This window comes from Paraburkholderia megapolitana, from assembly GCF_007556815.1.
GTDB lineage: Bacteria > Pseudomonadota > Gammaproteobacteria > Burkholderiales > Burkholderiaceae > Paraburkholderia > Paraburkholderia megapolitana.
Map to the genome: position 1 here is coordinate 2159415 of NZ_CP041743.1, position 25649 is coordinate 2185063.

At 61.4% G+C, this 25649-nt stretch carries 22 protein-coding genes; 7 read left to right on the plus strand and 15 right to left on the minus strand.

The window, feature by feature from the left end:
- Positions 1–41 precede the first annotated feature (41 nt).
- Together FNZ07_RS09130 and FNZ07_RS09135 are read right to left on the minus strand one after the other, a co-directional pair.
- Positions 42–1277: a glycosyl hydrolase family 18 protein gene (locus FNZ07_RS09130; protein ID WP_245811603.1), complete on the minus strand. Its 1236-nt coding sequence runs from the start codon at positions 1275–1277 to the stop codon at positions 42–44.
- 82 nt (positions 1278–1359) lie between these two features.
- Positions 1360–3045 (minus strand): twin-arginine translocation signal domain-containing protein, encoded by a 1686-nt coding sequence (locus tag FNZ07_RS09135; RefSeq protein WP_091015753.1) that lies wholly within the window; start codon positions 3043–3045, stop codon positions 1360–1362.
- Between the two features lie 636 nt (positions 3046–3681).
- On the opposite strand from FNZ07_RS09135, the gene FNZ07_RS09140 reads away from it, so the two are divergent.
- On the plus strand, positions 3682–4491 hold the full coding sequence (locus FNZ07_RS09140; RefSeq protein WP_245811604.1) for an alpha/beta fold hydrolase: 810 nt from the start codon (positions 3682–3684) through the stop codon (positions 4489–4491).
- Positions 4492–4512: 21 nt separating this feature from the next.
- On the opposite strand, the gene FNZ07_RS09145 is transcribed toward FNZ07_RS09140, so the two are convergent.
- From FNZ07_RS09145 to FNZ07_RS09160, 4 genes are all read right to left on the minus strand, one after another.
- A complete protein-coding gene (locus FNZ07_RS09145) occupies positions 4513–5124 on the minus strand; it encodes a TetR family transcriptional regulator (RefSeq protein WP_091015757.1) in 612 nt (203 codons plus the stop codon).
- A gap of 154 nt (positions 5125–5278) precedes the next feature.
- Complete coding sequence (locus tag FNZ07_RS09150) at positions 5279–8536, minus strand: efflux RND transporter permease subunit (RefSeq protein WP_091015759.1); 3258 nt, start codon at positions 8534–8536, stop codon at positions 5279–5281.
- Positions 8537–8548: 12 nt separating this feature from the next.
- Positions 8549–9769 carry an efflux RND transporter periplasmic adaptor subunit gene (locus FNZ07_RS09155; RefSeq protein WP_091015761.1) on the minus strand — a complete coding sequence of 407 codons (1221 nt, stop codon included), beginning with the start codon at positions 9767–9769 and terminating at the stop codon, positions 8549–8551.
- A 185-nt stretch (positions 9770–9954) separates the two neighbouring features.
- Entirely contained in the window at positions 9955–11445 is a 1491-nt protein-coding gene (locus FNZ07_RS09160; protein ID WP_245811605.1) for an efflux transporter outer membrane subunit, read from the minus strand.
- Between the two features lie 257 nt (positions 11446–11702).
- Between FNZ07_RS09160 and FNZ07_RS09165 the strand changes: the two genes are divergently transcribed.
- Entirely contained in the window at positions 11703–12347 is a 645-nt protein-coding gene (locus FNZ07_RS09165) for a TetR/AcrR family transcriptional regulator (RefSeq protein ID WP_245811607.1), read from the plus strand.
- Positions 12348–12386: 39 nt separating this feature from the next.
- Here the strand turns inward: FNZ07_RS09165 and FNZ07_RS09170 are convergent, their stop codons facing one another.
- From FNZ07_RS09170 to FNZ07_RS09185, 4 genes are all read right to left on the minus strand, one after another.
- Positions 12387–12947: a cysteine hydrolase family protein gene (locus tag FNZ07_RS09170; RefSeq protein ID WP_091015768.1), complete on the minus strand. Its 561-nt coding sequence runs from the start codon at positions 12945–12947 to the stop codon at positions 12387–12389.
- A gap of 97 nt (positions 12948–13044) precedes the next feature.
- Entirely contained in the window at positions 13045–14415 is a 1371-nt protein-coding gene (locus tag FNZ07_RS09175; protein ID WP_091015770.1) for a GntT/GntP/DsdX family permease, read from the minus strand.
- Positions 14416–14514: 99 nt separating this feature from the next.
- Positions 14515–15630: a porin gene (locus FNZ07_RS09180; protein ID WP_091015772.1), complete on the minus strand. Its 1116-nt coding sequence runs from the start codon at positions 15628–15630 to the stop codon at positions 14515–14517.
- A gap of 138 nt (positions 15631–15768) precedes the next feature.
- On the minus strand, positions 15769–16968 hold the full coding sequence (locus FNZ07_RS09185) for an aminotransferase class V-fold PLP-dependent enzyme (protein WP_091015775.1): 1200 nt from the start codon (positions 16966–16968) through the stop codon (positions 15769–15771).
- 129 nt (positions 16969–17097) lie between these two features.
- On the opposite strand from FNZ07_RS09185, the gene FNZ07_RS09190 reads away from it, so the two are divergent.
- Positions 17098–17979: an IclR family transcriptional regulator gene (locus FNZ07_RS09190; RefSeq protein ID WP_091015777.1), complete on the plus strand. Its 882-nt coding sequence runs from the start codon at positions 17098–17100 to the stop codon at positions 17977–17979.
- 109 nt (positions 17980–18088) lie between these two features.
- A complete protein-coding gene (locus FNZ07_RS09195; protein ID WP_091015779.1) occupies positions 18089–18550 on the plus strand; it encodes a RidA family protein in 462 nt (153 codons plus the stop codon).
- A gap of 229 nt (positions 18551–18779) precedes the next feature.
- Here the strand turns inward: FNZ07_RS09195 and ilvD are convergent, their stop codons facing one another.
- The 3 genes from ilvD to FNZ07_RS09210 all read right to left on the minus strand — a co-directional run bounded on the left by ilvD (position 18780) and on the right by FNZ07_RS09210 (position 21696).
- On the minus strand, positions 18780–20645 hold the full coding sequence (ilvD, locus tag FNZ07_RS09200) for a dihydroxy-acid dehydratase (protein WP_091015782.1): 1866 nt from the start codon (positions 20643–20645) through the stop codon (positions 18780–18782).
- Positions 20646–20886: 241 nt separating this feature from the next.
- Positions 20887–21120, minus strand: coding sequence for a hypothetical protein (locus tag FNZ07_RS09205; RefSeq protein ID WP_091015785.1), 234 nt, complete (start codon positions 21118–21120; stop codon positions 20887–20889).
- Positions 21121–21231: 111 nt separating this feature from the next.
- Entirely contained in the window at positions 21232–21696 is a 465-nt protein-coding gene (locus tag FNZ07_RS09210; RefSeq protein WP_091015788.1) for an Lrp/AsnC family transcriptional regulator, read from the minus strand.
- A gap of 132 nt (positions 21697–21828) precedes the next feature.
- On the opposite strand from FNZ07_RS09210, the gene FNZ07_RS09215 reads away from it, so the two are divergent.
- The gene (locus FNZ07_RS09215) at positions 21829–22458 is read left to right on the plus strand and encodes a LysE family translocator (RefSeq protein ID WP_091015791.1); all 630 of its coding nucleotides are present in this window, start codon (positions 21829–21831) and stop codon (positions 22456–22458) included.
- 68 nt (positions 22459–22526) lie between these two features.
- On the opposite strand, the gene FNZ07_RS09220 is transcribed toward FNZ07_RS09215, so the two are convergent.
- Positions 22527–22700 (minus strand): DUF1289 domain-containing protein, encoded by a 174-nt coding sequence (locus FNZ07_RS09220; RefSeq protein ID WP_091015793.1) that lies wholly within the window; start codon positions 22698–22700, stop codon positions 22527–22529.
- 145 nt (positions 22701–22845) lie between these two features.
- Here FNZ07_RS09220 and FNZ07_RS09225 point away from each other — a divergent pair, with 145 nt between their 5' ends.
- Complete coding sequence (locus tag FNZ07_RS09225) at positions 22846–23166, plus strand: YnfA family protein (protein WP_091015796.1); 321 nt, start codon at positions 22846–22848, stop codon at positions 23164–23166.
- Between the two features lie 46 nt (positions 23167–23212).
- On the opposite strand, the gene FNZ07_RS09230 is transcribed toward FNZ07_RS09225, so the two are convergent.
- Positions 23213–23728, minus strand: coding sequence for a DUF1993 domain-containing protein (locus FNZ07_RS09230; protein WP_091015799.1), 516 nt, complete (start codon positions 23726–23728; stop codon positions 23213–23215).
- 296 nt (positions 23729–24024) lie between these two features.
- On the opposite strand from FNZ07_RS09230, the gene FNZ07_RS09235 reads away from it, so the two are divergent.
- Positions 24025–25587 carry a S53 family peptidase gene (locus FNZ07_RS09235; RefSeq protein ID WP_091015802.1) on the plus strand — a complete coding sequence of 521 codons (1563 nt, stop codon included), beginning with the start codon at positions 24025–24027 and terminating at the stop codon, positions 25585–25587.
- Positions 25588–25649 lie beyond the last annotated feature (62 nt).

Consider the following 25649-nt stretch of genomic DNA (forward strand, 5'->3'; position numbering starts at 1 on the left):
TGATAGTCGCCGGCCGGTAGCCCGACCGAGGCATCCCCTTGCTACAACCCCAGAGCCGAAATGAACTGGTTCGTATAGCCTAGCGTGCCCGCCTTGCCATAGTTGTTGCAGGTGTCGGAAGAGTTGCCGTCAACGGTTGCCGGAGCACAATCGCGGTCGCGCGAGAACGCCCAGAAATGAATCCCGGCAATCTTCTTGGACAGTGCATAGTTCGCCACGGTGACGGCATCGGCCAGCGTGAACGTTTCGTCGATGCTGTCGTTGCCGCCGATCATCGGTGTCACTTCAATCTGGCTGTACGGCACCTTCCAGTAATTGTGCAGACTTTCAGCGGCAGAGATGGTCGACTGCCCCATATTGCACTTGCCGCTACTGTTGAGCGTGCACAGCGACGCATTCTCCTGACCCGACGAGGCGAAGTCCATTGTCATCAGATTGATGGTGTAGTTCTTCAGCCCGTAGTTCTGGATCGCGGTCATCACCATCGCGCCGGTGCCACCGAGGCTGTTGCTTTCGTTGCCGCCGTCGGTGGCGATCGTGAAGCTGAAGCGCAGGTTCGGATAGGTTGCCTGTGCCGTCGATACGCGTGCCACCAGATTGTTGATATCGCTCTGCGACTGGCCGTTTTCGATATCGAAGTCGATGCCTAGCAGGTTCGCGCTGTTGTAGGTCTGGATGAACTTCGCGAAATTAGCGTCCGACGTGCAGAGAAAGCTCGCTCCTGCGCCCCCTGTGGACACGGTGTACTTCTTGCCCGCGTTAACGAAGCTCCCCACGTTCGCCTTGGCAAACGCCGAAGCCGACACGCCATTCCAGTTTTCGCTGCCGCAGCTGCCGGTGGCGAACGCCCAGGTGATGGCCTGAAGCTTGGCTGGGATCACATTCACCAGTAGTTGCGAACTACCGGTAACGGTCGTGTTCATCTGGTTGCCGCCAAAGTCGCCCGAGTAGAAGTAAGGGCTGTAGATGAAACTGCTAGGCGGCGGCGTGCTCGTACCGCTGCAGGTAGTCGGTTGCCAGTACCAGGTGCTGATGGTCGGATCGGTACCGTCGCTGCCGTTGGTGCCGGCGTTCACTTCCTTGTAGTACGAGCCGTTGGCCGGATACTGCACCACAGTGCCCACCGGATAATCGACGCCGGCGGTCCACACGCTGAACTGACAGGTTGCCGCAGACGTCGCAGCGGTTTGCGCGGTCGCTGACTGTGCGGCAACGTGCGCCGAGAACCCTAGACACGAAAGACAGATTGCAAGCACTCTTATAACTTTCGATTTCATTTGATCCTCCTGACGAGATTGAAATGACTGCGTGCGAAGCGTCGATGCTTTCGCTCGCGTTCGCATGCAGTAACGCCCCAGCTCAAGAAATCGTGATGTCGAACTGTTCCCAGCCACCTACCTGAGTGGCACTGGCAATGAGCGGACCTTGTCCCGCATTGCTCGCGGTGACATAGCGCCCGTTGGCGCGCGACAACAAAGCCACCGCGCCGTTAGTGCCCGGTTGAATGACGATGCGGAAGGTTTCCCACTGGCCGACCGCCGTGCGATTGGCGATGAGCGGTTGAGCGCCCGCGTTTTCCGCGGTGACGTACTTGCCGTTGGCATGCGCAAGCAACGCGATGTCGCCGTTGCCCGCGTTGACCATGTCGAATTGCTCCCACTGGCCGACGGCCGTGCGGTTTGCAATCAGCGGTGCGGTGCCGGCGCTGTCGGCAGTCACGATCAGGTTGTTGACCCTGGCCGTGAAGCTCACCACGGTCGCTACACCGGTGTTGCTGCCCACTGTCGGAGCGGTAGGGCGCACTGGTGTCAGCGCGAGCGTGCCTTTGAGCATGCGGCCGCCATCGCCGGTCAGACGCAGGTAGTAGTCGGACGAACACGGCGTGCCGTCCTCGTCGAGGCTCAGATAGCTCGAGTTCGACGGCACATCCGCTTGCGTCGCGGCAGTCTTCGCGATCTGATGGCCTTCGTTGTACTCGTCGAACATCGAGATGTAGAAGCCGGCCACGCCGAGATTGGCCAGGTTGTAGAACTGTCGCCACATGTAGTTGCCGTGCACCCGTTCGCGTTGCGACAGATCGCCGGGCATCACACAGGGCTGATAGTCGATGCCATGCGCGTCGCAATCCGCCTTGTCGGCGGCATTGATATCGACAGCGAACGCATCGGCTTGCTGGATCGTGCTCATCGCCCCGATCATCCACGGCGAGAGCATGTTGAACTGGTGGAAGACGTCGAGAAAATTGGGCCGAACCGATTCACCGGTACGCCAGTGTGTCGGCACGCCGCCGATCAGATACACGCCCTGGCTCTTGAACCACGCAACCACGTCGGCACAGACATCGGCGCTGAACGGCCGGCTGTCGTCATTGAAGCCGAAGCCCCAGATGCATACCACCGGCTTGCCGTTCTGCTTCGCGTAAGCAGGGGAGGCCGTCAGCGCGGACATCTTCGAGGTCCAGTCCGTTTTCATCTGCGACTGCATGTCGGTCCAGCCGGACACGTCGTACATGATGTAGAACTTGCGGCCGTAGGTCTCCGCCGCGGTGCGCACCTTGGTGGCCATCGCATCGCGCGTCGGACCTTCGCTCGAATCGGGATCGAAGCGTTGCAGCGCGACGGTATCGATGGCGTTCTGCTGCATCCATGCGAACTGCGCGTTGACCGTATCCTGGTCGTAGTCCGAGAACAGGGTGGCGGTTGCGCCGCTGTGCAGCGGTGCGAAATTCGTCGGATAGGTATGCGTGTAATCGTGCATGTCGGGCCATGCACGAATGCCTGCATTCGTGGGCGAGGGTGGTTGCGACCAGTTCTGCGACCAGTGCCACCAGCCATTGATCGGCGCGCCATCGCCGAGTGCCGCAAACCAGCCCTGGTAGCCGACGGTGACCTTGCCGACCACATCGCCAGGTGCGCTGATGGCCGCCACTCCGGAAGCCGCCGACGCCGCCACAGCCACCGCGCCGGAAACCGATGGAGAACCGATTGCGCCGAGCGCAGCGGCGGCAGCACTGCCTTTCAGAAACGAGCGACGTGAAATGCTCATAAGGGTCTCCGGGACGATTGAGTCAATGACCGCGAATTTCTTTAAGGAAAGGCAATAAGAATGTTGAATAAAGCAGTCGATTGCAGCGGAAATTCCGGAGACTCAATAGGGCATCTCCGAACAGATATCCGGACTGCATTGGATGGCATTCCATTTATGCGAAACAAAGGAATCTCATGGGGGGCTCATTTCAGTAAATGGGTTTCCACACCGGTTTAAATGCGCAGCATCGCATTCGGAGCGGGCAGGGCAACGGCGCGGACGCTATGCATGAGCCATGCAAGGGACCGCGGCGAACCTGCCTGAAAAATCATGAGCTATACATCGAATGCGAAACCACAGTAGACAGATAACGTACCTCTTTTGCAATAAGAATCTCCATATAGGGCGTTAAAAAGCTAGGTTGCATATTAGTGGACTGTCTGACGTAGTATCACTAGGAGCAGTGGAATTTCAATTGCAGATGAGGATCTGGTATTCGCAGCGCATTATTTGCATCCGGAGAAGAGGCGTATATTTGAAGCCTCTTCATGTCCCGCCAATCAAGCATCCGAGGTAAATGCCATGCGAGAAAAAACGAATCGAAGCAGGTCGCGAGTACAGCGCCTGTTCTTGTGTGCCTGCACCGTGTTTGCCGTGCAGTACGCACAATACGCACAAGCCGAAGCGCGCTGGCAGACCTTGCCGCCCACTCCCGCGCCTGTCGCTGGCGAGCACCACGGCATTGCCGACGTCAATGGCATTCACCTGTATTACGCGACGATCGGCAGCGGCTCGCCGGTCATCCTGTTGCACGGCGGTCTGTCGAATTCCGACTACTTCGGCAATCAGATCCGCGCCTTGATGAAGCACCACGAGGTGGTGATTGTCGACAGCCGTGGGCACGGACGCAGCACGCGTGACGCGCGGCCCTTCGGATACGACTTGATGACCGACGATGTCGTCGCGCTGATGGACAAACTGAAGCTGCAGAAGGCCGACATTGTCGGCTGGAGCGACGGCGCAATCATCGGGCTCGATCTGGCGATCCGTTACCCGGACCGGGTCGGCAAGGTGATCGCGTTCGCTGCGAATACGAAGACGGACGGTGTGATCCAGGATGTCGAAAGGAACCCGACGTTCGCTGCATTCATCAAGCGTGCGGGCAATGAATACCGCCATCTGTCGCCGACACCAAACGAATATGATGCATTCGTCGAGCAGATCAGTCACATGTGGGCGTCACAACCGAACTGGACCGATGCGCAGCTCAAGGGCATCAAGGCGCCTGTACTGGTACTCGATGGCGATCATGACGAGGCGATCCACCGCGAGCACACCGAATATATCGCTGCGACGATTCCGGGCGCCGGGTTGATGATATTGCCGAACACCAGTCACTTCGCGTTCCTGCAGGACCCCGAGGCATTCAACTTCGCGATCGAGCATTTTCTCGGCGACAGATAGGGCGAACGCGAACGCAATGCCTCAGGAAAAACTAAACCCGCGCATGACCGATGCGACAACCCAGCGTGCCTCCGCTTCGGGTAGCGGGGGCAGTGGTTCACGCAGGCTTCTGAGAAAAAATCCGGTCAGGCTGGCATGAATGACCGCGGCAGCACGCTGCGCGTTCAGATCGGGGCGCAACTGGTTGCGATCGATCGCCGCCCGTAAGGCGTGCTCGATCTGGGTTTCGGCATGGCGCCGGCTCTCGTCGATCCTGTGCCAGAACACTTCGGTTTCGACGGCCGGCTCGCAACGCGACAGGATGATTGTGTAGAGGCGTCGCGCGGCACCCGCCGACAGCACCTGCGTGAGAAGAAACGTGAGGTTTCTTTGCAGCTGTCCGAGCGGATCGTCGTCCCACTCGCTCCACGCCGCGATAAACGGATCCACCGGCAACGATGCATCTTCGAACAAGGCTTCGAAGACCGCCAGCTTGTTTCTGAAGTGCCCATACACCGCACCGCGCGTGACGCCGGCGGCTTCGGCCACATCCGATAGCGATGCACGCGAAACGCCGCGTTGCATGAAGACGCGTTCGGCCGCCTGCAATATCTGCGCGCGGGTATCGAGGGCGTGTTTCCTGGTCCGTTTCATTGCCGGAAGTCCTGCCGAACGTTGGCGAGCGCCGGGGTAGCGCCGAAACAGTTTGACTGGTGCATTCGTGGCGTTGGGCCATCTGGCTTCCCGGCAGGTTGCCGGCCAACGCTCACGAAGCACCCCCTGCCGGAAGCGGCAGGGGTATTGCTCATCAGGTATCGGTCTGGCCGTCGTGCTCGGCGAGCCGTAGCTTGTGTGTCACTTCATCGAGCTTGTCACCCAGCATGCGGCGCACCGATACATAGAACACCGGGATCAGCAGCAAGCCGAAGACCGTAGCAAACAGCATCCCGCCGATCACACCAATGCCGATTTCATGTCGCGACGCGGCACCGGCACCGGACGAGATCACGAGCGGGAACACACCGAGTATGAAGGCCATCGACGTCATCAGAATCGGTCGTAGCCGCAGCTTCGCCGCATTCAACGTCGCGTCGAAGAGCGTCATGCCGTGCGCCTGGCCATCCACCGCGAATTCCACGATCAGAATCGCGTTCTTCGCCGCCAGCCCGATCACCGTCACCATGCCGATCTTGAAGTAGATGTCGTTCGGCACGCCTGTCAGCAGACAGAAGGTCAACATACCCAGCAGGCCGAGCGGAACCACCAGCAGCACCGCAACCGGAATCGACCAGCTCTCGTACAGCGCAGCGAGACAGAGGAAGACGATCACGATCGACAGGATGGTCAGCAGGGTTGCCGAGTTCCCGGCCAGGATTTCCTGATACGACTGTCCTGTCCAGTCCGCGGCAAAGCCCGGCGGCAACGATTTGTTGATGATGCCTTGAATCGTGTCCATCGCCTGGCCGGTCGAATAGCCGGGCGCCGAGTTACCGACGATTTCGATTGCCGAATAGCCGTTATAACGCGGCAGTGCCTGCGGACCCACACCCCAGGTCGCCTTCACGACGCTCGACAGCGGCACCATGTTGTACGGACTGATCGCGCTGTTGCTGACCGACGGATTGACCGGTGTCTGGTAGCCGCTCGAGTTGACGCCACTGGCCGTGCTGCTCGAACTCGTGGTCGTGGACGATGAACTCGTCACATTGGTCGGCGTGTACAGATGCTGGAGCGAGTCGAGACCCATCCGGAACGGCGCATCCGACTGCACATAGACGCGCTTCACGCGGCCTGCATACGTGAACTGGTCGATGTAGGAGGGCGCCAGTTGCGACTGGATCGTGCTGTAGACGTCGTTCAGCGACAGTCCCATCGACTGCGCCTGCACGCGATCGACAGTCACCTGCAGTTGCGGTGCTTCAGGCAGCGAGTTCGGGCGAACACCGAACAGGACCGGATTCTTGGCCGCCTGACCCAGCAGCATGCCCGTGGCCTGTCCCAGTTCAGCACGCGATTGCCCGGCGCGCGCCTGCAGGTACATGTCGACCCCGCCAAACTGACTCAACCCGCGGATGGTCGGCAGATTCACCACGAAGATCTGGGCGTCGGTAATGCTGTGCAAGATCCCATTGGCCTCCGGAATCAGCTGCATGGCCGTTTTCGAACGTGCTTTCCAGTCGGTCAGCTTGATAAAGATCATGCCGACGTTTTCGCTGTTACCGACGAAGCTGAAGCCCTTCACGTTGAAGATGCCGGCAATGTCCTTGCCGATCGGGCTGTTTTCGAGCTTCTTGTTGATCTCGGCCATTACCTGGCTGTTGCGTTCGAGCGTCGCGCCGGTAGGCAGACTGACCAGTGCCAGCATGAAGCCCTGATCCTCGTCCGGTACGAACGATGTCGGCAGGCGAGTGAACAGGAACCCGGTCAGCACGGCGACCAGTGCAAACAGAACCATCCAGCGCGGTGCGTGACGAACCGCACGCGTGACCTGACCGAAATACGTATCGCTCAGCTTGGCGAATGCCGCGTTGAACCACCGGTAGATCCTGTTCGGTTTCTCGTCGTGTGTCGGCCGGAGAATCGCAGCACACAGCGACGGCGTGAACGACATCGCGAGGAACGCCGAGAAGCCCATCGAAATCGCAATGGTCAACGCAAACTGCGCATAGATGATGCCGGTCGCGCCCGGTTGAAAGGCGGACGGCACGAACACCGCGATCAGCACCACCGTAATCGCGACGATGGCGCCGGTAATCTGGCCCATTGCTTTTCGCGTCGCTGGTTTTGGCGCGAGCTTCTCGTCGGACATGATCCGCTCGACGTTCTCGATCACCACGATCGCATCGTCGACGATAATCCCGATCGCCAGCACCATGCCGAACAGCGTGAGCTGGTTGAGCGAGTAGTTCAGCGCCTTCAGGCCGATGAACGTACCGAGCAGCGCGACCGGAATGACCAGTGTCGGAATGATGGTCGCCCGCAGGTTCTGCAGGAAGATCAACATCACGAAGAACACCAGCACGATGGCCTCGATCAGCGTGCGGACCACGTCGGTGATCGACGCCGTGATGAACGGTGTCGTGTCGTAAGGCACGTCCCAGCTCACGCCAGTGGGCAGATCCTTCGAGAGGATCGCCATCTCGGCCTTCACGGCCTTGGCGACTGCCAGCGCGTTGGAACCCGGCAGCAGGTACAGGCCGAGGCCGCCCGCTTCCTTGTCCTTATAGGTCGCGGAAGAGCCGTACGTCTGCGCGCCGAACGTGATGCGTGCAACGTCGCTCAGGCGGACGACCGTACCGGTGTTGGTCGACGTCAGGATGATGTCGCGGAACTGCTGCAGTGACGAGAACAACGCATCGCCGGACACGGTCGCGGTGAACGTCTGCCCCTTGACCGCGGGGTCCGCGCCGAGCGACCCGGTGGCGAACTGGGCATTCTGTCCGCTGATCGCGTTGACGACCTGGGTCGTCGACAACCCGTAACTTTGCAGCTTGTCCGGATCGATCCAGATCCGCACCGCGTATTCCGACCCGAGTTCGAACGTGTTACCCACGCCGTTGATCCGCGCGACCACCGGCTGGATCTGCGAAGCGACGATGTCGCTCAGGCGAGCGGCGTCGATGGCGGGGTTGGTGGAGGTCAGGCCGATGAACAACAGGATGTCAGGGCTGGCCTTGGCCACGACCACGCCTTGCTCGGTCACGGCGGTCGGCAGCAGCGGCTGCGCGAGCTGCACCTTGTTCTGCACCTGCACTTCGGCGATATCCGGATTCGTGCCCGTTGCGAAGCTAAGGGTGATCGTCGCCGTGCCGTTGCTGCCCGAGGTCGAACTGAAGTACAGCAGGTTGTCGATACCGGTGAGCTGCTGCTCGATAACCTGCGTCACCGTCGATTCCATCGTGGCGGCGTTCGCGCCCGGATAGGTCGCCGTGACCGTCACTTCGGGCGGTGCGATGTCAGGATACGAATCGATCCCCATGCGCGACAGCGAAATGACGCCGAGCAGACAGATCAGGATAGGGATCACCCAGGCAAAGACCGGGCGATCGATAAAGAAACGTGGCATGAGACGAGCTCCTTACGACTTGACGCCGGCAGGCTTCGCGCCTGATGCCGGGGCTGAGCCGACCTGCGCTGAACTTGCACCCGTTGCCGGGGCTGGCTGCCATGGGTCTGCCTTGACAGGCGTTCCCTCACGCGCGCTCTGGATTCCCTGCACGATCACCTGGTCGCCCGATGCGAGACCGCCTGTGACGATCCAGCTGTTGCGATAGTTGTCGGTTGCAGTGACATCCTTGCGCGCCGCCTTGCCGTCCGCGCCCACGACCATCGCGTAGGCACCGACGGTGTCGCGCTGGATCGCCTGCTGCGGGATCAGGAACACGTTGTTCTGCGTACCGAGGCCGACCGTCAGCGATACATACATGCCAGGCAGCAACTGATGCTGCGGATTCGGCACCTTCGCGCGCAGATTGACCGCACCGGTGGTCGAGTTCACTTCGACGTCGGAGAAGTCGAGCGTACCCACCTGATCGTACGGACGACCGTTGGGCAGCACCACCTGAACACTGGTGTCGTTCTGCGTGGCGAGGGCGACACTGCCCTGGCTTTGCGCCTGACGCAGCGTGATCAGATCGGCGGCGCTGATCGTGAAGTTCACGTAGAGCGGATCGAGCTGTTGCACGGTGGTGAGCAGGGTGCCGCTGGAGCCGCTATCGGATGTGCCGCTACCGACGAGTGCGCCAGCCGTAACCTGCTGCTGCCCGGCAATGCCGCTGATCGGCGACGTGACCTTGGTGTAGCCAAGGTTGATGCGCGCACCGTCGACCGCAGCCTGATCGGCCTGAACCTTGGCCAGTGCGCTGCGTTCTGCGGCTTCGGCATCGTCAACGGTTTGTTGCGAGACCGAGCCGATCGGCAGCAACTTGCGATCGCGCTGCGCGGTCACACGATCATTGACGTAAGTCGCCTGATCCTGCGCCAGCGTAGCGAGATCGGTGTTGAGCACCGACTGGTAGAAGACCGGATCGATCTCGAACAGCAACTGACCCGCTTTGACTTCGGTGCCTTCCGTATACACACGCTTGAGCAGCACACCGGAAACGCGTGCGGTGACATTCGCGCTGTAATAGGCCGACAGCCGCCCGACGAGATCGCGGTTGAGCGGCACGTTCTGCGGCTCAGCCTTGATGACGCCCACCTGGGGCGGCGGCGGTGCCGGAGGCGTGCCCTTGCTGCAACCCACGAGGGCGATGAAACTAATGGACAGTAGCGACGTGCGCACAGGCAGTAACGTCATAGGACACCATGCTTGCATGATCGTGGAAAGGAAAAAGACCGGGAGTCCGTGCACAAAGATCGGCCACGGACAGCACCTGAATACCGGTCTGGATGAACCGCTTGCGGTGCGTCATACGACGCGTGTCCGGAACATTGCATTCGAACCGGACACCGCGAATCAAACTGGATGAGTCCCTGCATCGGTTACCGCGCCGGAAGTGCTGACACGGTTGCTGTTGCCGGCTGCTGCCCGGATACGGCGACAGCATCGACGCCGACACCTTTGGCGTCATCCCACTGCCAGCCGCCGCCAAGATTCTTCACCAGCGACACACTGCTCTGCGTGAGCAGGGCCTGCGTGTCGGAGAGGTTTTGCTGGGCGAGCAGCAAGGTGAGTTGCTGGGTCAGCAGGGCCTGCTCGCTGGCCGTACCTATCTGGAACTGCGCATGCTCGCTATCGAACAACTGCTGGTTGCGGCGATAGATATGCGCGTAAGCATCGGCTTGCTGCTGCAGATGGTTCCACGACGACAGGCCGTCTTCGACGTTCTGGAATGCGGTCAGAACGGCTTGCCGGTAGCTGGCGACATTTTCGTCATACGTGGCACGCGCTTCGCGGACTGCCGCTGTACGTGCGCCGCCGTCGAAGATCGTTCCTGCCAGTGCCGGTCCAAGCGTCCAGAAACGGTTGGGCAGCGAGAACAGGTTGGCGAGCGCGCTATGCTGATAGCCGCCTTCCGCCGACAACGTCAGCGTTGGGAAAAATGCTGCTTCCGCTGCGCCGATCTTCGCGTTTGCTGCGGCGGCCGTGCGCTCGGCGCTGACTACGTCGTAGCGTCGCAGGAGCAGTTGCGACGGCACTGCAAGAGGAACAGCCGGTGTGACAAACGCGTAGTGTTGCTGCGGTTCGATCGAGAAACCGCCGGGCGGCACACCGAGCAACACTGCGATGGCGTGTTCATCCTGCTCGCGCGTCGTTTCCGTCGACTGCAGATCGGCGATCACGACTTCAAGCGTGTCCTGCGCGGTCAGCACGTCGTCGTTCGACGAGATGCCTTCCTTGAAGCTCGCCTGCGTCATCTCGAGGATGCGCGTATCGATTTGCTGTTGCTGCTTGAGCAGATCGATGTCGACGTCGGCCTGGCGCAACTGGAAGTAATCGGTGGCGACGGCGGCGGCAATCGACAGGCGTTCGCCGGCGAGTTGCGCATCGCTTGCCTGCGCGCTTTCCTTCGCCGACTCGACTTCACGCCGCACTTGCCCCCACAGATCGAGCTCCCAGCTTGCCGAGAGATTGGCGCTAACGGAATTGCGCACACCCGGTGCCGATACGCTCGTCGCACTGCTGCCCGACGATGCGGCGCCAGTTCCTGTGCCTGCGCGTGAACCCGATGCGCCTGCGGTGATAGTGGGGAACAGGCTCGACGTGTTAGCTAACACGGTCGCCTGCGCGAGCCGGTATGCCGCTTCTGCTTGAGCAATCGATTGATTCGCCTTCAGCGATTGTTCAATCAGATGCGTCAGCGTATCGTCGTGGTAATCAAGCCACCACGTACTGGACAGCGACGCTTGTGGATTGGCCTCGGCGCGTTGCCAGTCGACCCCTTCCTTGAAGCTGGCGGGGATTTCGACGGTCGGCTTGCGGTAATCCGGTCCGACCGCACAGCCTGCGGCGACCAACGTCGCAACAGCCATGCATCCATATTGCAGAACACGTAGACATACCCGCGCTGCGGGCAACCTGCGAGTACCAAAGCTGGGAGATGCGCTCATTCACGAACCTGCCGATGGGGGTTGACCCTGGAACAATTTGTTCCAAGCGTAATATATTCTAATCAACGAATCAATTAATATAAAATTACAAAGCCTTCAATTCTTAATAGATATTAATGGAAAAGTTAAGACAGTGTGGGTGCCGACCGCCTCCGAAAGTGAGAGACGCACGGGAATATATGCTCGACACCGCAACGCGCCTGTTCTCCGAGCAGGGTGTTGGCGCAACCACGATTGCACAGATTGCCACCGCCGCAGGTGTAACGTCAGCGATGGTGCATTACTATTTCACGAATCGCGACACCTTGCTCGACGCGATCGTCGACGACCGCCTCGCGCCCGCGGTTCAGTTCGTCTGGGAGCCGGTGACCGAAGCTGCCGGCAGTGATCCGTTCGGCATGATCGAAGCGCATATCAGCCGCCTTTTTACCATCGCTGAGCGGATGCCGTGGCTGCCCTCGCTGTGGATGCAGGATAACTTCTGCGAAGGCAGCTTGCTGCACGAGCGGATGGTGCGCCACCTGCCGACCGGGAAGGTTACTCTATTTATCGAATTGATTGCGCGAGCCCAGCAAGCGGGTGTGGTCAATCGGGAGATCGAAGCGCCTTTGCTGGTCAATTCCCTGTTCTCGCTGGTGATGACGCCGCTCGCGACGTCGAGAATTCCAAGCAAGCTTCCCGGTATCTCCGGGGTGGGGCGGCCGGTGCTCGAGCGGCACGTCAAGGCGCTTGTGACGGGCGGGATGCGGCCGCATGGCAAGTTGTCAAAACGCGAAGCGGCTCACGGAAAACCTCAGGGGAAACCTCACGGAAAACATAAGTGAGCTTTTAAATGCACCGCCGGCGGGCGACATGCGCTTTGGCTAGAGCGCTGCGAGAACCGTTGCGGTATCGACCACGGTAGCAAATTCTTCATGCAGGCTTGCCAGTGCGGTTTCGTGCATCTGCTGCGCGCTGAAGTGCTGTCCGTCCGGACTGCGGCGCCCGAAGGTTGCCGTGGCGTCCGCCACAAGGTAAGTCTCGAAGCCCAGGTTGCCGGCCATGCGCGTCGTGGTCGACACGCAGTGATCGGTGGTGATCCCGACAATGACGAGCGTAACCGCACCTCTTGCGCGGAGCTGCCGCTCGAGATCGGTGCCGATAAAACCGCTGTTCACTTCCTTGAAAATCACCGGTTCTCCGGGTAGTGGTTCGGCTTCCGGTTTGACTGCGAAGCCGGGGCGATCCGGATGAAACAGACTCTCGGGTCGTTGGGAGCGGTGTTGCACATGTATGACCGGTCGGTGCGTTTCTCTCCAGCCGGCAAGCAGCGCGGCGACGTTCGCCTCGGCGGCAAGGTTATTGCGCTGTCCCCAGCTCGGATCGTCGAATGCTTGTTGTACGTCGATGACGATTAGCACGGTGTCTGGCGACAAAGATTGCATAGGGGCTTCCTTTGTATTGGCATGCAAGATGAATCAAAGGATCCATCTTCAGCGCTTGTGCGTTGGCGGGCAAGCGAAGCCCCTGGTGCCGGTACGGTCAGACGAATGTCGACAGACCGAGTGTCAACGCCAGTGCCGAGATCGAAATAATTGTTTCGCATACGGTCCAGGTCTTGAAGGTCTGCGGCACGGTCATGCCGAAGTATTCCTTGACGAGCCAGAAGCCGCCGTCGTTCACGTGCGAAAGAATCAGCGATCCCGCGCCGGTTGCGAGCACCAGTAGTTCCGGCCGCACGGCGGCGGCCGTACCCACTGCTGCCGATGCGATCGGCGCGACGATCCCGGCAGCCGTCGCCATCGCGACGGTCGCAGAGCCGGTCGCAACGCGGATCAGCGCCGCGACGAACCAGGCGAGCAACAGCAACGGCATGTGCGCACCCATCGCGACATCGACGATCGCCTTCGATGCGCCACTGTCGATCAGAATTCGCCCGAACCCCGCGCCTGCGCCGACGACGAGCGTGATACCCGCGGTCGGTGCAAGACACTCGTTGGTGAACTTGAGGATCGCTTCGCGTCCAAAACCGCGCGCGCTGCCGAACGTGTAGAAGCTGAGCAGCACCGCGAGCAGCAGCGCCATGTCTGGATGGCCGATCAGATGCAGTACGTTGTTCAGCGTCGACTTTGGCGTTGCGATCAGATCCGCCCAACTGCCCACCAGCATCAGCAGCACCGGCAGCAACACGGTTAACAGCGTGATCGAGAAACTGGGCAGCTCGCGTCCGGCGCGTTGCGCGTCCTGCTCGATAAACTGCTGCGCCATCGGATTCACACCGTCGAGTACGACGAAACGGCTCGCCAGTTTCGAGAACAGCGGCCCGGCCAGCGCGGCGGTCGGGATGCCGACAATCAGCGCGTAGAAGATCGTGTGGCCGATGTCCGCGTTATAAGCCGTGACCGCCAGCAAAGCAGCAGGGTGAGGCGGAATAAGTCCATGCACGACCGAGAGACCGGCCACCATCGGAATGCCGACGCGGATCATCGAAGTGCCGGTGCGTTGCGCGACATTGAACGCGATCGGAATCAGCAGAACGAAGCCGACTTCGAAGAAGACCGGCAGGCCGACGAGAAACGCGATGCACATCATTGCCCAATGGACGTTCTTCGGCCCGAACAGATCGATCAGCGTGCGCGCGATGCGCTCCGCGCCGCCTGATTCGGCCATCATCTTGCCGAGCATCGTGCCGAGCCCGACCACGATCGCGATATGGCCGAGCGTGCCGCCCACACCGGTTTCGAACGACTTGAGAATCGACGTCATCGGCATGCCGACCGCGAGTGCGAGCGCAACCGATACGACCATCAACGTGATGAACGGATTCATCTTGAACCGCGCGATCAGCACGACGAGCGCGACGATGGCAATCAGTGCATAGACGAGTAACAGGCTTCCTTGAACAGTCGCCATGGGTGCTCCTGAAAACAAGATTGAATCGACGTGGTCTACACGCCGCGTCGCATTGGCGATACGGCGGGGCAGGCACGAAGTAGATAGACCCGCGCGGAATCAGAACTTGTGGCGAATGCCCGCGACCGTGACGAACTGGCCGCTCGTCGACGACGCCTTACCGATGCCTTCAACCCACGCTGCCGAACCCGACGCGCGCTGGTAGATGCCGTTCAGGTACAGGTCGGTGGTCTTCGACAGGAAGTACTCGCCGCCGAGACTCAACTGGTTGTAGTGCGCGTCTGGCGCGCTGGCGGCGCTGCTGTTCTGGCTCGTGAAGATATAGCCGAGTGTCAGTAGCGTGGCTGGCGTCATCTGGTAGCGCACGCTTGCTTCGTAGTTCGCGAAGCGCAGGCTGCCGCCCGTCAGCAGATCGAAGCGTGAGTTCGTATAGAGCAGCGCGAGGGTGGCCGGCCCGAACACGTAGGCACCGCCGCCGCCCCATACCTGGTTGCGCTTCACATTGCTGATGATCGACGAGCCGGTGTTGAAGTAGTTGTCCGACGGCGCGGCGCCGGCAGTGTTCGTGGCCGGGCTGTTCACCAGCGAGTATGCGGCGTCGAGGCGCAGCGGCCCGGCGACATAGTCGGCACCGACGCTCCATGCGCGGTTGTTTGCGAACTGGCCCGCGGTGTTCGAGAACGCGTACATCGCGTTGGCGGTGAAGCCGGAGAAAGTCGGCGTCGTGTACTTGACCGCGTTGTTGGTGCGATACGTGTTGTTCAGGTCGTCGTTGTCGTAGACCGCGTTCGCATACTGGCTCAACGCGCCGACACCGTTGATCTGCAGGTTCGACAGGTAGTCCTGCACGCTGTTGTACTGACGTCCCAGTGTGATTGTGCCTGCGGTGCTGTTGGTGAGCGCAACCCATGCGCTACGGCCGAACATCCGGCCGGCCTGACCGGCCGCGCCCGTTTCGGCGCTGAAGCCGTTCTCGAGCCTGAATGAAACCTTGTTGCCGCCGCCCAGATCTTCTGTGCCGAGCAGGCCCCAGCGCGACCCCTGCACGTTGCCCTGAGTGGCCTGATAGGCTTTCTGGCCCGCCTGGTTGCTGGTGAAAGTGAAGCCGGCATCGACGATGCCGTAAAGCGTGACGCTGCTTTGTGCCCAGGCGGAGTGTGTGCCCATCCCGGCGATGGCAATAGCGATAGCACTGCGAAGGATTTTATTTTGCATGGTGGTTTCCTCACATCAAAGAACGAATGCCGGCGACCGACCGGATCCGGTGTTGTTCTGCTAGTAGTACTGATTGTATAAATCGTGCAGCGTATCGGCATTGACCGCCGACGCCGCACTCAAGCGAACTGCGGCAAATCAGTCAGGCCAGTTGCGTCGTGCGGCGGTGCGTCTCGCATCGCGTTGGTGAAACGGTGTAACGAGTGGCTCGCGCGCTTCGCGGGCGTGCTGCAGTTCGGCGACGATGCGCGCCAGCACCACCGGTGCCTCGCCCGCATGCAGGTTGCACGGATCGAGAAAGAAGTAATGCAACTCGACCTCGTGATCGCGCACGATCACAGGCTGTGAGCCGTCGTGCGGATGGGCGAGCGCATCGGCGAGATCCCATGCCGTGGTGCGCGCATCGCGCGGGTCGAGTGAAATTTTCAGGCGCTCGAGCGGATTGCCGGTCGGGTCGGCTTCGATCTGCGCGCGCACGCCGGGCAAGCGGTTCAACGCCTGTTCCCAACTGCTCAGGTAGCTGCGCTCGCGTGCGCGAACCGCGACGTGATCGCGGTGCTGCCACTGGTCGAGTGCAGCGATCGCACCGGCGATACCTTCCTTGCCGACCTTCATGCCACGGCCAATGCCGGCATTCTGGAAATAGGCGGCACGCACCAGCGCTTTCTTGCCCGCCACGATGCCCGCGGTCAGCCCGCCAAGAAACTTGTGCGCGGAATACAGCGCGAGGTCCGCGCCCGCTGCGATAAAGCGTTTCAGGTCGTATTCGGAGGCTGCATCGACGATGACCGGCACACCTTTACCATGCGCAACCTCGATGAATTCCTCGAGCGGAATCAGCCCATAGCCGACCGTATGATGCGAGACGACATAGAGCGCGGCGGTGGTGTGTTCGTCGATGGCGGCGGCGAGTTGATAACCGTGCGCCTCGGTTGCCGCTCCCACGGGAACGGCGTGCGCGCCGGCAAGCCGGATGGCCTGGTCGATCGGCGCGCCGTAGTTGACCAGATGGCCAGTCTGCACGACGACTTCATTGCGCAGCCCGGCGGTGTGCGGCAGGCGTTCGATCAGGCCCGGATCATCGCCGGTCATCGTGGCCGCGATGGTCAGTGTGATGGCGGCCGAACAGGATGCGGTCACATACCCGGCTTCGCTGCCGCAAGCCGCTGCAATCGCCACCGATGCCTTGCGTTGCAGATCGTCGATTTCGACGAATTGCGGCAGCATTTCCGCGACCGCTTCGATGACCGGCGTGGCCACGCTGGACGCACCGAGGCTCGTCATCGTGCCCGATACGTTGATGACGGGGCGCAAGCCCAGACGAGAACGGATATCCATCGAACTGCCTCCGCGACCTATTCCATAACTGTGGAATATATGTTGTAATTGAGGATTAGTCTAACATACGGTAGTTCCCGGTCAACCGGACAAAAAACATTCAGCACGCATCCGCGAGCAGAGGACACGATGACACCGACTTCCCCGTCGTCCGCCACAGATACAGCGCACCTGCGCGCTGGCGAAATCGAAGCGCAGGCATCTACCGAGACCGCCGACAGCGCGGAGGCCGCGCCGCGCACACGGACTAGCGCGATCGAACGGGCCGTACAGATTCTCGATGCGCTGCAGGAGACCGCACGGCCTGCTACTGCCTACGAGATTGCACGCATGGTTGGCGCGCCGCCGTCGACGGTCTATTCGATCATCAGCGACCTGGTCGTGCGGAATCTGCTCGCGCGCAAACCCGATGGCACGATCTGGCTCGGCTCGCGGCTCTACGGCTATGGGTTGAGCTACGCGAGTTCGCTCGATTACCTCGGTGTCGCGAGCGAGGAAATGCAGGCGCTCTCCGCCGAAGTGGGCGAGACCGTGCAGGTGTGCGGGCTCGTCGAAGGCATGATGGTCGTGCTGCAGATGGCCGAAGGGCCGGGGCATTTTCGCGTGACATCGCGGGTGGGTAGCCGCGTGCCGCTCAACTGGACCGCGTCCGGGCGGCTGCTGGTCGCGCATCTGCCGGACGCCGAGCGGGTGGCGTTTTTTCGCCGTCACGCGAAGCCTTCGCCGACCGGCCGTGCCGAGACCCGCGCCGACGTGCTCGCGCGTCTCGCACGCGAAGCACTCGATGCACGACTGTCGATCCAGATCGGCGAATCGGATGCGTCGGTGGCCTGCCTGGCGTCACCGGTCATCGACAACAGCGGTACATGCGTGTTCACGATTTCGATCGTGATGCCGGAGGCCAAAGCGGCCAAAGGTACCGAACCGTTCGCCGAAGCCGTGCGTACCGTGGCGGCTCGTATCGAAACCCGGCTTGGCTGGCAACATCGTCAATCCGAGTCCATCGGTTGATCTCTCGTTGCGTCGTTCGCCGAGCACTCATATCAATGGCCGTGCCTGTCACGGCCGCCTGCCTGCTTCAATTTTCCAGACCGACTGCTACATGTCATCCCCGTCTTCGATGAACTGCTACGACCGCTTGCGTACGCGCGGCTTCAGACTCCCCACGGTGCCGACACCGATCGGCAATTTCACGCACTGCATCCGCGAGGGCGATCTGCTGTTCCTCTCGGGGCAGGGGCCGTTGAACGAGCGCGGCGAACTGATGACCGGCAAGGTCGGCGCCACCATCACCACCGATGAAGCGTATCTGCATGCGCAGCTAGTTGGCTTGAACCTGCTGGCCGTGCTGCACGATGAACTCGGCGATCTGGCGCGCGTGAAGCGGGTCGTCAAGTTGCTCGGGATGGTCAATGCGACGCCGGAGTTCGGTGAGCATCCGCGGGTGATCAACGGTTGCTCGGATCTGTTCGTCGACATTCTTGGCGAGGCCGGACGGCACGCGCGTTCGGCAGTTGGCGTCGGCTCGTTGCCGCGCAATATCACTGTCGAGATCGAGGCGATCGTCGCCGTGCACGGCTGATTGCGCGCGCGTTGCCCATGCGTGTCTGGTTGCACGGATCGGTCGCCACGCGCAACTAACTGTCTGCCGCGCCGGCGTCCGCTCCAAAAGCCGATCGCAATACGCCATCGATATCGCGGGCTATCCAGGATGAGGGCTGTTTCAGGTACCGGGAAGACAAGTGCCCGACAACACATCGATCGCTTTGGCCCTGACCACCGCGTGTCGCGGCAGCAGGGCCAAGCCACCTTTACTTGCTGCGCTTCAGTTGCGAAAGATCGCGCACCGCGCCGCGATCGGCGGAAGTCGCCAGCGCGGCATAGGCCTGCAACGCTTGCGACACGACACGTTGGCGATCCACCGGCATCCAGGCCTGATCGCCGCGCGCTTCCATCGCTGCACGACGACGCGCCAGTTCTTCATTCGACACCGCCAGGTGCATCTTGCGATTCGGAATGTCGATCTCGATCACGTCGCCTTCTTCCACGAGACCGATCGTGCCGCCTTCCGCAGCTTCCGGCGACGCATGCCCGATCACGAGCCCCGACGAACCGCCGGAGAAGCGTCCATCGGTAAACAGCGCACAGTTCTTGCCGAGGCCGCGCGATTTCAGATACGACGTCGGGTAGAGCATTTCCTGCATGCCGGGGCCGCCTTTCGGGCCTTCGTAACGGATCACGACCACGTCGCCCGCGACGACCTTGTCGCCGAGGATGGCTTCGACCGCATCGTCCTGGCTTTCGAAAACGCGCGCGCGTCCCGAGAAGATCCATTGCGATTCGTCGACACCGGCGGTCTTCACGATGCAGCCGTTCTCAGCGAGGTTGCCGTACAACACGGCGAGGCCGCCGTCTTTCGAATAGGCGTTCTGCTTGCTGCGAATACAACCGTTCTTGCGATCGGTATCGAGCACGGCGAACGTGGCTTCCTGGCTGAATGCAACCGTGGTCGGAATGCCACCGGGCGCCGCACGGAAGAGTTTCTGCGCGTCTTCACCCGCGCCACCGGCGACGTCCCATTTAGCGATCGCATCGCCGAGCGTGCCGCTATGCACGTTGCCACACGACAGGTCGAGCAGATCCGCACGCGCCAGTTCGCCGAGAATGCCAGGAATCCCTCCGGCACGGTGCACGTCTTCGATATGGTATTTGTCGGTGGCGGGCGCCACCTTGCACAGACACGGCACCTTGCGTGAAATGCGGTCGATGTCGGACATCGTGAAATCGACACCGCCTTCCTGCGCGGCTGCCAGCAGGTGCAGCACGGTGTTGGTCGAACCGCCCATGGCGACATCGAGCGCCATCGCGTTCTCGAATGCCTGCTTGCTCGCGATGCTGCGCGGCAGGACCGAGGCGTCTTCTTCCTGGTAGTAACGGCGGCACAGATCCACCACCAGACGGCCGGCCTGTTCGAACAGGCCCTTGCGCCATGCATGCGTTGCGACGATCGTGCCGTTGCCGGGTAGCGCCAGGCCGATCGCCTCGGTCAGACAGTTCATCGAGTTCGCGGTGAACATGCCCGAGCATGAACCGCACGTCGGACAGGCGCTGCGCTCGATCTCGGCCACTTCCGCGTCGCTGACTTTCGAATCGCCGGCCTTGATCATCGCGTCGATCAGATCGATCTTGGCGATCACCTGGCCGTCGGTCGGCGATTTGATCTTGCCGGCTTCCATCGGACCACCGGACACGAACACCACGGGGATGTTCAGGCGCATCGCGGCCATCAGCATGCCCGGCGTGATCTTGTCGCAGTTCGAGATGCAGACCATGGCGTCGGCACAGTGCGCGTTGACCATGTATTCCACCGAATCGGCGATCAGCTCGCGCGACGGCAGCGAGTACAGCATGCCGCCGTGGCCCATGGCGATGCCGTCATCGACGGCAATGGTGTTGAATTCTTTCGCGACACCACCGGCTGCTTCGATTTCCTTCGCGACCAGCGCACCGAGATCGCGTAGATGCACATGGCCCGGCACGAACTGCGTGAACGAGTTCACCACCGCAATGATCGGCTTGCCGAAATCGGCATCTTTCATGCCGGTGGCGCGCCACAGCGCGCGGGCGCCGGCCATGTTGCGGCCGTGGGTCGAAGTGCGTGATCGATAGTCAGGCATCTGGGTCCTCAGGTATTGGGGTCGTCGAAATTGGAATTTTGCCCAGGCTAGTCCGTGCGCCATTGCCGGGAGTAAAGGCATGAAGGCACGCGGATAGCCCGCAGATGGCGGCTCGCTAGCGCGAGCGCGGTATGCGCTGGGAATGCGAATAGTGCGAGAGCGGCGGTAAGACGTCCAATATATTTTTTCGCCGTAATTAGGTCGAAAAAGATATTAATTGTCGATGGCGCTTACCGCCAGTTCAACGCTCGCCGTCGAGCAGATCGCCGAGCATTTCGTCGAAGGCACCTTGCGCGTCTTCGAGTTCCTGGAGCGCGGCATCGAAGGTCTGCAGCGCGATCTGCGACGGCCGGCCGTCGCCGGCGGGTGGGAATTGCGACTGCAATCCAGCAAACGCTGTCTGTACCTGGCGGGTTGCCGCCACGACGCGCTCCATTGCGCGGGATTCTTCGGCTCGTGCCTGTTCGGGATTCATGAAAACTCCATGGGGTAGGGATACGGCGATCGCGCCATAGCGCGAACTATGCCACGGCTTGTCCGTAGCGATATCGTGGTGATTTGGCGTTGTGATCCGCCGCGCGGGCCGTCAGGGCACCGGCAGTCCGGTACTCGCTTTTATCTCGCGCAACGACAGCGACGATTCGACCGAGGTGACCCCCGGCAGACTGCGCAGTTCATCGCGCATGAAACTGCCGTAGTCGTCGAGATCGCGCGCGACCACCTGCAGGATGTAGTCGGCGCTGCCCGACACGTTATGGCACGAGAGGATGCGCGGAATGGCCTGCACCTCGCGTTCGAAGCGGGTCGCGACCGTACGGTCGTGCACCGCGAAGCGGACGTAGATGAATGCCACCACGCCGTAACCGAGCGCCGAGCGCGACAGCATCGCGCGATAGCGTTCGATGTAGCCGGCGCTTTCGAGCCGCTTGAGGCGCCGGGCGCACGGCGTTTCGCTGAGTCCGACGGTCTCGGCGAGGCGCGCATTGGACATACGTCCGTCGGTCTGCAGGGCGGCGAGGATCGCGCGGTCGACTTTGTCGAGGTCGGTCATGGCAGGGGAAAGCTTTGACATAAGGCCAAATAGTAGTGTATTCCGCTACCTTGGGGCCACAGAGGTAAGTCATTCGCCAATATTCACTCATCGGACGGTAGCAAGATAGAGCCTCTTCAACGCGAGGTTCATATGGTTTCCGCTCATCTTCTGGTCGTCTTCATTGCCGCGCTGGTCGTCGTCTACGCCGTGCCCGGACCGGACATGGCGCTGATCCTGCAAACGAGCATTGGCCAGGGGGCGCGCAGAGGGTTTGCGGCCGCCGGCGGTCTCGCGATTTCCCGCGCTACGCACGTGACGCTGTCGGCGTGTGGCGTTGCCGCGCTGTTGCGCAATGCGCCGTGGCTGTATGAGGTGGTGCGCTATGGCGGCGCGGCCTATCTGGCGTGGATCGCGGTGCAGATTTTTCGCTCGCCGGTGTTTGCGCTGCCCGACGGCGCAGCGCAGGAAGTAGTGCAGCGTCCGTTACGAACCGTTTTCGTCAAAGGGCTGCTGACGAATCTGCTGAATCCGAAGGCGCTGCTTTTCTGCTCGGTGCTGCTGCCGCAGTTCGTGCGACCCGAAACCGGTCCGGTGGCGCTGCAGATGGTCGTGCTGGGCGGTGTGCTGCTCGCGATCGGCGCGTGTTTCGATGCGATCTATGCGATTGGTGCTGCGCGCATTGCCGGCTGGGTCCGTGCGCATCCGCTTGCGCAGACCGTGCAACGCTGGACGTTCTCAGCCGCACTGATCGGGTTTGCGCTGCGACTTTCGCTTGATTAAGCCTGGCGACTGAGCCCGGCGCGCCGGCGCAGAAAGCCTTCTGCTCCAGCGGCGCGCCTGCTGCGCTGCTATCTATCGAGCAGCGCTTCCCGCCGGGAGCGATCGTCGATCACCTTCCGGCGATGCTTGTCTTTCATCTTCTTCCAGCTCTTGCACTCGTCGCGGGTACGCAGACAACCGAGGCACAGACCGGTCTTCGAATCGAACTTGCAGATATCGACGCAGGGAGATTTGATGCTCATATGACGTTAGGCATGTAGACATTGAGCGGCGACTGTCGCATGGCGAAGCGCGTGCAGGCCATGTGATTGTGTCAATGCAGGCCATAGGCGCCGCCGTGTACGTGCCGTTTCCGGTAACCTGCGGACTTTCTTCCTTGACTAGATGATGAAGATCGTCCTGCTCTATGTGGTGACCGCGATTGCCGAGATCGTCGGTTGCTATCTGCCGTGGCGCTGGTTGAAGGCCGACGGCTCCGCGTGGCTGCTCATTCCTGCCGCGTTCTCTCTTGCCGCTTTTGCATGGCTGCTCACGCTACATGGCGCGGCGGCCGGCCGCGTCTATGCGGCGTACGGTGGCGTCTACGTCGCGGTCGCCATCGTGTGGCTGTGGGGCGTCGAGCACGTACGCCCGACTGCATGGGATTTTGCCGGCGCGGCGGTCACGCTGGCTGGAATGGGCATCATCGCGTTCCAGCCGCGCATCTGATCACGGATCGGACCGGGCCCCCGGGCCAGGTCGGCCCGGCATACCGCTATGCACTCTTTCTGTTGCCGAGATAGTCGTTCTTGCCGATCTCGACACCGCTGTGCCGCAGGATGTCGTACGCGGTCGTGATGTGGAAGAAGAAATTGGGCAGCGCGAAATGCAGCAGGTAGTTGACGCCCGAAAACTCGATGGGGCCGGTTTTCATCTTCAGCGTGATCGTGCGTTCTTCCGAGCCGTCGATCTGCGCCGCTGTGAATTCCTTCAGGTAGGCATTCGTCTTCTCAATACGGGCGATCAGTTCGTCGAACGTCAACTCGACGTCGTCGTACTTCGGAATGTCGACGCCGGCGAGGCGGGCGGCGCAGCCTTTGGCGGTATCGGTGGCGATATAGACCTGGCGAACGAGCGGCAACATGTCAGGAAAAAGACGTGCGCCGATCAGTGCGGAAGGCTCGATCTGCTTTTCCGCAGCGTGAGCCTGAGCTTTGCCGAGGATCGCTTGCAGATTGGTGAGGCCGCGCATCAGTACAGGCACCGATGCTTGATACATCGAAATAGACATGGAGAAATTTCCTCGATTCTTCGATCGGGTTCGCGACGTGGCGCGAGGGGTGTGAGCATAACGGCGGGATTGCCGTTGCAGCATCATAGCGCGATCGGCAGCGGCGGTTGTATCGTCGCCCCGGCCAGGTATCGCCGCTTCCGGAACTGTGTTTGAATGGGCTTGTCCGACCGCTTGACGTTGTTCCTGAAATGAAGGCCCGGTGCGGGTTTCGATGGAACCCGACCATGTGTCTGCGGGTTCCGCCGGGTCCAGCGCATGGCCCGGGCGGTCACGCACGAAGGAGAGTCGATAACATGGGCAAACATCCGTTACCAGGAAGCGAGAAGGGCGTCGCAGAAGGTTCGCAGGTCGTCGGGCATTGCAATCCGGCGGAGCAGATCGAAGTAGTCGTGATGCTGCGCCGCCAGGGCGAACAGCAGTTCGAGCAACTCGTTGGAAAAATTACCACGGGCGACTCCTCCGCCCAGCCTCTCTCACGCGAAGCATTTGCGAAACAGTTCGGCGCCGCACCTGCCGACATCGCGCGAACCAAAGCGTTTGCAGCACAGCACGGCCTGACCGTCGTCCGTGAGGACCCGGCGGCCAGCACAGTGGTATTGCGCGGCACGGTCGCGCAGTTTCAGACCGCATTCGATGTCCAGCTCCAGCACTACGAACACCACTCGATCGGCGAGTACCGCGGCCGCACCGGTCCGATCAATGTGCCCGACGATCTGAACGGTGTTGTCACAGCCGTTCTTGGGCTGGATAACCGTCCCCAGGCGCGCCCGCATTTCCGTATCCGGCCGCCATTCCAGCCCGCTGCCGGTGCGCGTCAGCAGACGTCGTACACACCGTTGCAACTCGCCTCGTTGTATGAGTTCCCCGCAGGCGATGGCAGCGGCGAGTGCATCGGCATCATCGAACTCGGCGGCGGTTACCAGAGTTCTGACCTGAACGCATATTTTTCCAGCCTCGGCGTGAAGGCGCCTTCGGTCGTATCGGTTGGCGTCGACGAAGGCAGCAATCAACCGAGCGGCGATCCAAGCGGCCCAGACGGCGAAGTTACGCTCGACATCGAGATCGTAGGTGCGGTCGCGCCGGGCGCTAAAGTCGCGGTCTACTTCACGCAGAACAGCGACGCCGGCTTCATCGATGCGGTGAACCAGGCTGTCCACGATACGACCAACAAGCCGTCGGTCATCTCGATCAGTTGGGGCGGCCCGGAAACCTCATGGACAACCCAGTCGCAGCAGGCATTCAACAACGTGCTGCAAGCTGCGGCGGCGGTCGGTGTGACGATCTGCGTAGCGTCGGGCGACAGCGGTTCGAGCGACGGCGCAAGTGGCGGCAATCACGTCGACTTTCCAGCCTCGAGTCCGTACGTGCTGGCGTGCGGAGGCACGGCGCTGCACGCGTCGGGCAACGCGATCTCGCAGGAAACGGTGTGGAACGACGGCGCATCGGGCGGCGCGGGTGGCGGCGGCATCAGCAGCGCGTTTGCTGTGCCGACATGGCAGAAGGGTTTATCCGCAACGCAAGCGCACGGTGGCAAGATTGCGCTGACGGGGCGCGGTGTACCAGATGTCGCAGGCGATGCATCGCCTGTGACGGGCTACACCGTGTTGATCGACGGTGCGCAGACGGTGGTGGGCGGTACGAGCGCGGTGGCGCCGTTGTGGGCCGCGCTGATCGCTCGCATCAATGCCATCAAGGGCGCACCGGTCGGTTTCGTCAACCCGAAGCTGTACCAGGCAGCAAGCGCGTTCAACGATATTACGCAGGGCAATAACGGCAGTTTCGCTGCGTCGCCAGGTTGGGACGCGTGTACCGGGCTTGGCAGCCCGAACGGCCAGAAAATCGCAGCAGCACTCTAGACGGCGCACGTTGCGCGGGGTTCTCCCGCGCAGCGGACGCCGTTGGTGGACACGACGCCAGC